This window comes from Acidovorax sp. SUPP950 (assembly GCF_030158935.1).
Classification (GTDB): Bacteria; Pseudomonadota; Gammaproteobacteria; order Burkholderiales; family Burkholderiaceae_C; genus Paracidovorax.
In genome coordinates this window covers 1-4,044 of sequence record NZ_BQXE01000015.1, presented here as the reverse complement: position 1 = coordinate 4,044, position 4,044 = coordinate 1, and the positions used below count along the sequence as shown (strand labels likewise).

4 protein-coding genes are annotated in these 4,044 nt (G+C 53.8%); 1 reads left to right on the top strand and 3 read right to left on the bottom strand.

The features are described from left to right. The coding region (locus AVME950_RS24190; protein ID WP_284431729.1) for a DUF6531 domain-containing protein at nt 1–871 on the bottom strand (871 nt) is incomplete at its 3' end. Between the two features lie 646 nt (nt 872–1,517). After that, nucleotides 1,518–1,976 carry a hypothetical protein gene (locus AVME950_RS24185; protein WP_284431728.1) on the bottom strand — a complete coding sequence of 153 codons (459 nt, stop codon included), beginning with the start codon at nt 1,974–1,976 and terminating at the stop codon, nt 1,518–1,520. A gap of 581 nt (nt 1,977–2,557) precedes the next feature. Between AVME950_RS24185 and AVME950_RS24180 the strand changes: the two genes are divergently transcribed. Next, nucleotides 2,558–3,022: a macro domain-containing protein gene (locus AVME950_RS24180; RefSeq protein ID WP_284431727.1), complete on the top strand. Its 465-nt coding sequence runs from the start codon at nt 2,558–2,560 to the stop codon at nt 3,020–3,022. 219 nt (nt 3,023–3,241) lie between these two features. On the opposite strand, the gene AVME950_RS24175 is transcribed toward AVME950_RS24180, so the two are convergent. Continuing rightward, the coding region (locus AVME950_RS24175; protein WP_284431726.1) for an RHS repeat-associated core domain-containing protein at nt 3,242–4,044 on the bottom strand (803 nt) is incomplete at its 5' end.

Below are 4,044 nucleotides of genomic sequence, written 5' to 3'. Positions count from 1 at the left end.
CGACCAGTTTGCCCAGGTTGAGGCTGTAGTTGAAGGTGCGCGCCGTGCCCAGGGGGTCGATGACGGTGGCGCCGGAGCCATCGGCTGCCGGATAGCTCACCTGGTAGCGGTTGACGCTGCCGGCCAGCTCGGTGCTGGTGGCCCGGCCCGTGCTGTCGTAACCGAAGGTGCCCCAGCGCGCGCCGGTCTCGTCCACGATGCCGGTGAGGGCCTGCGGGAAGCCCGCATCTTCGTACAGGAAGAACCGGCTCTTGCCATCGGGATAGGTGACGCTGGAGAGCCGGCCGCTGCCGTCGTAGGCATAGCCGATGGTTTGCTGATCAGGCGTGGTGACGGAGGTCAGACGGCCCGATGCGTCGTAGGCGAGCGAGAGCGTCTGCCCGAAGGGATTGGTGATGGAGGCCAATTGGCCATCCGCGTGGTATGCGTAGGACGTCACCCAGCCGTTGCGCGCCGTGACCGACTGCAGCTTGCCACCGCTGCTGAACTGCAGCGTGGCGTCGTCGTCGCTGCGCTGGTAGGTCCAGGCGCCGGAGGCCGATTGCGTCAGCACGTCGTTGCTGGCCGTGGTCCAGGTGCTGCTGCCTGTCGCCTTGAAGAAGGTCCGCAGGTGGCCCTCTCCCGTCGTGATGCTCACGCTGTCCCCGGTCGCTCCCGTGCTGGATTTGAGGGAGGTGCTGTGGCTATGGGTCCAGGCCTTGCCCAACGGCCCGATCGGCCTGGCAGCGTCCTTGCCCCAGTCGCTTTGGTAATGGCGGGTGAACGACAGGTCCGCCGGGCCCCCCGCGCTCCAGTCGGTCTCGGTGCGGACCTTGGCCTGTGCGGCCAGCAAGATGGGGTTGTCGGTCTGCACGCCCGAGGCACGGCACATCGCAGGCCCCGGCTCCGGAGTGGCCGCAATGCATGCGTTGGTCGACGCGTTCTCAGCGAAGTTCAGATTGCAGGTGCACACGCCATCGGCCGCCGCGCTGTTGGCCGGGCATGCCGTTCCGATTCGCTCCCCCCAGAAGGCAAAGATGGTTACCCGCCCAGGTCCAGCGCAATTCTGCATGGATCGGTAAAGGTAAAGGGGCGCATTTGGATGTGGCAACTCGTATGACCAAACCACCGGATTCACGGGTGTGGTTGTGCACGAGGAAGTAGGACTTGTGAGCTGCAAATAAGCAACCACCTCGTCCGGTGAGCCACAGAATGACCGCCCAGTCGTGCAGTAAATGCCCTCGGCACTCAGCGCAGCACGGGAGTGTGGCGGATGGGCCCCGAGGATCAACACCGCGGCGATGAAATGGAGCAACCCGGCCCCCATCCAACCCGAAGGCTTGGCCTTCAATAGTTGCAATACGTAGTGGAGCACGCAAGCGCTCACGGCACGGACAACTTCGAACGGCCCCCAAATCATCAAATGTCGCATTCCTTCTCCCGCTTCCTGTTTTACTTATTGCAGGCGAATTTTCTCATTGCACCCCAAACTTCTCATTGCACCCCAAACACGCCTGCTTCCAGAAAATTCAATGAAATTAGTCTTTCATGATCTTGGCTTCAAATGCCTCGAGCATGGTTTCAATCTGCTGCCCCTCCGTAGCCCCTGGCTCAATGCCTCCACCATCCGCGATGCCTTTGAGCAAGTAGTATTCGGTTTCCGAGCGAATTAGGCCGCGCTTGATTATCTGTAAGTACTTTTTTGAATATCGGCGCCTGACTTCGCTCAACGTGAAGGTGCCAGCAGCAGCGAATCTCGCGTCGACGGCGGCAATCGCCTCGGGTGTCCAATTTGCAGTCTCCTCGACAAAGTCGTTGAGCGCCATCTGTAGACCTTTCTTGGCATTGGCGAGAGAAGTTGCCTCTATTTTCTCCAAGAACTGCGACGGAGTTTCCTGCGGCGTAGTCGGATACTTTGGTGCATACAACTTAAACTCCAGATCAAGAAAAACCTTGAGCAATGTATATTCTTCGATAGATAAGTAATTGTTCCCCATAATCCTTTTTCCTTATTTACTGGCAAGTACAATGACCTGAAGCCACCGGCCGCCCAAACTTAGCATTAGCTGCCGGAATGTACCTAAGTGGGCCACGCGGGTTCCAAGGGCTAATCCCATTAATCTTACTTCTCGAATCTCCGCCGCTACTCTGTGCTCCACCATTGATATCGATGAGTTGCTGCTCACGCCCTCGGATAGCGTCGTAATTTGTAGACGAACGATCCAGCACGGGCGGCAAGAATCCTTCGGCATTTAGTAGCGGCTATCCATAACCTCGGTTTCGCACGTTGCGCTCCGGAGTATCTGCGCCTGCAGTTCTGCCCGAGTAACATTCGCCAGTTAGTGGGTTGTAACGCGTGTAAGTCTGATACGTCGTTTCGTCATCGTCTTTGAATGCTCGGTTCAGCCTGTCTGCCAAGTCGCGCCGCGCATCCACTGATGGATTCGGCACGCTAGAGATTAACAGGGGTGCGAAGGAATCGCTTGAAGGCCCGTCGGATCAGTGAAGTTCAGCGGACTCCCACCCACATATCCATAATTTATGCCAGAATGACTGTTATCATAAATAATGATATATTATGCCATTATTCATCAAACAAGGCGACCTATTAAATCAAGAGGTCGAAGTTATCATAAACACTTGGAATAGAAACATCATTCCATGGTGGCTGTTAGTTCCACAAGGCGTTTCAGGGGCCATCAAGCGTAAGGCTGGAATTCAGCCTTTCATAGAAATTGCCAAGGCAGGACCCATTCCTCTCGGTGGAGCATTCTTGACTTCGGCTGGAAAATTGCCATTTAAAGCAATTATCCATGTCGCTGGCATAAACATGTTCTGGCGAGCCTCAAGGGAATCCATATTTCAATCAACGCTCTCTGCTATTTCATTAATTGAAAAACAGAGCTACTCGTCAGCAGCTTTCCCAGCAATTGGGGCAGGTTCTGGAGGTTTCAAAGAAAAAGAAGCTATCGCCATTATGACTGAGGCATTTCACTATAGCGAAACGAAGTCGCAAATTACTTTCATGAGATTCAAAAAATGAATCATTTATATTATCTTAAGACTGAGCGCTCCAGAGTTCCACGCACAAACTTGAGATAAACTATGTAGGGAATAAAACTAAGAACTAAACCCAAAATAAATTGCACACCTGTAAGACCACGATTGATAAGGAGGATAAAATTAATAATATTTACCATCCAAAAAAATCCTATGGATAAAATTTTCGACCATCGTTCAATCACCACAAAGGACTTAATACTTATCTGCATACACAACCTCCCATTTCAGCATTTAAATTAGCAGCAACACCATATCCGGAAAAAATCAATCCCGTCTGGAAAGAGCCTCCATTCAAAAAAGCCGCATTGGGCACCAACCGCATAAATCCGGAGCCGCTCACTGCCAACGGGACTTGAGCTGCACCTGGAACAAATATTCTACTGCCAGCGGTTGCATAAACGCCCCCTCCAAAAAGGGTTAATCCAGTACTTGGAAGTATTGCTCCTGACCTTGCAATTCCTATAGCTCCTGCGGATGTCGTGAAATGAGTTAATGTCTTTGGTATAGCTCCTCCCGCGTAAACAGCCATAGTGGCTGCCGTACCGGCAACTTGACCAGCGCGATACTCAACACTGCATTTATCAACACTTTGGACATTTAATCCATTTCTGATTTTTTGCCCCGACACGAATCCGAAGCTGAGTGTTGACAAGATGCCGTCACCGACTCCTGCTGAAGTATTCACCAAGCTCTGCGGCAATAGATCACTCACAGCCCACAACCCTAGCGGATCGGTGTAGGAGGCCGGATTCCCTTCCACATAGCCAAACCGATTCCACCCCCCATCCAGCCCGATCGGGTCGACTTGGAAGTACCGCCCCGAAGGCGGGTCATAGGAGCGGTGCAGGTTGTAGTTCAGTTGGGTCTCCTCATCGAACACCTGCCCCGGATACCGCAGGTCGAACTTGATGGCTTCTGCATAGGCTGCACTGCCCTGCCCGCTCTGTGCGTAGCCGGTCGCTCCCGTCGTAGGGTTCGCCTCTCCAAACCCCGTGATCAGCC